Here is a 3,319-nt window from a genome sequence, read left to right on the forward strand (position 1 = left end):
CTAATTAGCGAAGAGCACTGTCCTACAAGCGCCCGTCCAAGTTCAAAATGCACTTCCTGGTTGCTGCGTACCTGTAAAAACTCATGGAAAATATTAAAATACGCAGTAAAATCAGGAATTTGCTGATCAGGGTTGTGGTAATCGATACCTAAGCCACCGCCAACATTTAACACCTTGATCATAAAACCACGATCCTCAAACCAGGTAGCAAATTCATTCACCCGTACACAAAGGTTTTTATATACATCAAGGTTGGTGATTTGCGAACCGATATGAAAATGTATCCCAATAAACTCCAGGTGAGCACACTGTTTCAGCATCTCGGCACAATCAGTTAAGTCCCAGGAGTTAATACCAAACTTGTTCTCATCCAAACCGGTGGTAATGTTGTGATGCGTATGCGCATCCACATTTGGGTTAATACGAATAGCTACTTTAGCCTTTTTACCTTTTTGGGTGGCCAGCTCATTGATCACACCTAGTTCCTGGATCGACTCGACGTTGAAACAGAAAATATCATGATCCAGGGCGTCCTTAATTTCTTTATCAGATTTACCTACACCAGCAAATACAACCTGGTTTTTATCGAAGCCCAGTTCAATGGCTTTGTTTACTTCGCCACCACTTACACAGTCGGCACCGAAACCGGTGTCCTTAATTTTTTCAAGTACTCGCTGATTAAAGTTAGCTTTCATGGCATAATGAACATGAAAATTATACACCTTTGCAGCAGAAGCGCAGGCAGCTAGGGTGTTTTGCAGCAATGCAAGATCGTAATAGTAAAAAGGCGTTTCCAGCTGCTCAAAACGGCTTAGGACTTTAGTAGAAAACATAATGTTTAAATATCTTATTATATTCGTATTAATCGGACTACTGTTAATTTTTACAGGCAATTATTTCGACTTGCAACGGCAAAAAATTAACAGAAAAGAGTACAATAGAAGAAACCGCTTCTTTATTGTACTCGTATTTATCGTTATTGCCATCCTTCTTTACATGAGAAAAAAGTAGGCAACAGGTTTTCTATTAAAAAATGCGGTTATGTAAACTTCTTAATGCTTCTACCTTATCTTTCGTATTTATCAGCAGGGAAATGTTATAATTACTTCCTCCGTAAGAAATCATTCGGATAGGAAGATGTTTTACCGCATCTAACACCCGGAAAGCAAAACCATGCGTATCTGCATTAAAATCGCCCACTACGCAAACAATACTTTGATCTGTGTCGATTTCAACACTTCCAAAGGCATGTAATTCTTCAACGATCTTATCCAGGTTATCGGTAAAGTCGATCGTTAACGATACGGCCACTTCAGAAGTGGTAATCATATCGATTGGCGTTTTATAGCGTTCGAAGATTTCAAAAACACGACGTAAAAAGCCATAGGCAAGGAGCATTCTACTTGAATGAATTTTAATGGCTGTAATACCGTCTTTGGCTGCAATCGACTTGATTTTACCTTTTTCACTTTCAGTCGAAATTAAAGTGCCCATGGCATTTGGCTCCATGGTGTTTAATAAACGTACTGGAATTTTATATTTCTGAGCCGGGAATACCGACTGCGGATGTAAAATTTTAGCGCCGAAATAGGCTAATTCTGCGGCTTCATCGAAGGATAAGTGAGAAATAGGCTTGGTACCCTTCACGATTCTGGGGTCATTGTTATGCATTCCGTCAATGTCGGTCCAGATTTGCACCTCTTCGGCCGTAATGGCAGCACCGATTAGGGACGCCGTATAATCACTTCCTCCCCTGCGCAGGTTGTCTACTTCACCAAAGCTATTGCGACAAATAAATCCCTGTGTAATAAATAATTTATTACCGGCATGCTGCTCCAGTAAAGGTTTCAGGTGTTTAGTGATAAAAGGTACGTCAGGCTCATTATCCTCATCAATTTTCATAAAATCAAGAGCCGGCAATAGCACGGAAGGAACGTTGATGGATTTTAAGTAGATATGGTATAAGGTAGTGGACAACAATTCGCCCTGCGCCAGTACCACACGTTCTTCAATTGGAGTAAAAAGATCGTTAACCAGGCTTGCAATAAAGTTAAAATGGTAATCTACTACTTCCTGACCCTGCTCGCGGTAGTCACCAGCCGGCAAAAGCGCTTCAATAAAGGTATTATACTGTTGGTGAAGGGCATTGATTAAAGCCAACGCCGATTCCTTATCTTCCTTTAAAAGCTTGCCAGAAATTTCCACTAAACTATTGGTTGTACCAGACACTGCCGATAATACCACAATTTGTTCTTCTGCCGGATTGATAATATCCAGCAATTTAGTCATCCGCTCAGGGCTTCCGACAGAAGTTCCGCCAAACTTTAATATCTTCATTTGTTAATTGTTTTTGTCGTATAAATGATTGTAATTAGCTACGCAGCCATTAAAATGTAGGTTAAATTTATATTTTTGCGACTACGCCTCCGTTAAGGCGGTGAAAATAATTAAAATTTCATCGTATTTCACGAAACAGGAGGTAAATTACATTGTTTACATAAAAACTTTAAAAGATATTCACCCTATATGCAACTAGAACCTTCAACATTAGACACCATCAACCAATGGTTAAATGGAAATTATGACCAAGAAACAAAAGAAGAAATACAAAAATTGGTTAACGAACAGGCTTATACTACGCTTACAGATGCGTTTTACAGAAACCTGGAGTTTGGCACCGGTGGGTTGAGGGGAATTATGGGCGCAGGGTCTAACCGGATTAACAAATACACAATCGGTACTGCTACACAGGGTTTAAGTAATTATTTGTTAAAGAAATACCCTGGTGAGAAGATTTCTGTAGCCATTGCGCACGACAGTCGTAATTATTCTGATTTTTTTGCGAAAACTACAGCAGATGTGTTCTCTGCAAACGGCATCCATGTTTATTTTTTCAAAGCTTTACGTCCTACTCCTGAACTATCTTTTGCCATCAGGCACCTGGGTTGTAAAAGTGGGGTGATGATTACCGCATCGCATAACCCGAAAGAGTACAATGGGTATAAAGCCTATGATGCCAACGGTGGACAGTTTACTGCACCTGATGATGCAGCAGTAATGAATGAAGTTGCCGCCATTGGTAGTATTGATGACGTTAAATTTGATCGTAACGATGCATTGGTCACCTTTATCGGTGAAGAAATCGATAAAATATATTTAGAGGAGATTACTAAACTTTCTGTTTCTCCGGAGGCTATTGCCCGCCAGAAAGACTTGAAAATTGTCTTCTCTCCTATTCATGGAACTGGCATTACACTGGTTCCGCAGGCCTTGGCACAGTTTGGTTTTACCAACCTGACCGTGGTTGAAGAGCAAAGTA

2 protein-coding genes and 1 pseudogene are annotated in these 3,319 nt (G+C 40.1%); 1 reads left to right on the forward strand and 2 read right to left on the reverse strand.

Features of this window, described 5'->3' with window-relative positions; translation table 11 throughout:
* Both ACR2F3_RS16575 and ACR2F3_RS16580 read right to left on the reverse strand, forming a co-directional pair.
* On the reverse strand, positions 1-833 hold an 833-nt coding region (locus ACR2F3_RS16575; RefSeq protein ID WP_432711101.1), incomplete at its 3' end, for a diaminopimelate decarboxylase.
* Positions 834-1,026: 193 nt separating this feature from the next.
* Positions 1,027-2,337, reverse strand: coding sequence for an aspartate kinase (locus ACR2F3_RS16580; RefSeq protein WP_432711102.1), 1,311 nt, complete (start codon positions 2,335-2,337; stop codon positions 1,027-1,029).
* Between the two features lie 189 nt (positions 2,338-2,526).
* Here ACR2F3_RS16580 and ACR2F3_RS16585 point away from each other — a divergent pair.
* Positions 2,527-3,319 (forward strand): annotated as a pseudogene (locus ACR2F3_RS16585) (phospho-sugar mutase); the annotation flags it as partial.

Source organism: Pedobacter sp., assembly GCF_045627485.1.
Classification (GTDB): Bacteria; Bacteroidota; Bacteroidia; order Sphingobacteriales; family Sphingobacteriaceae; genus Pedobacter.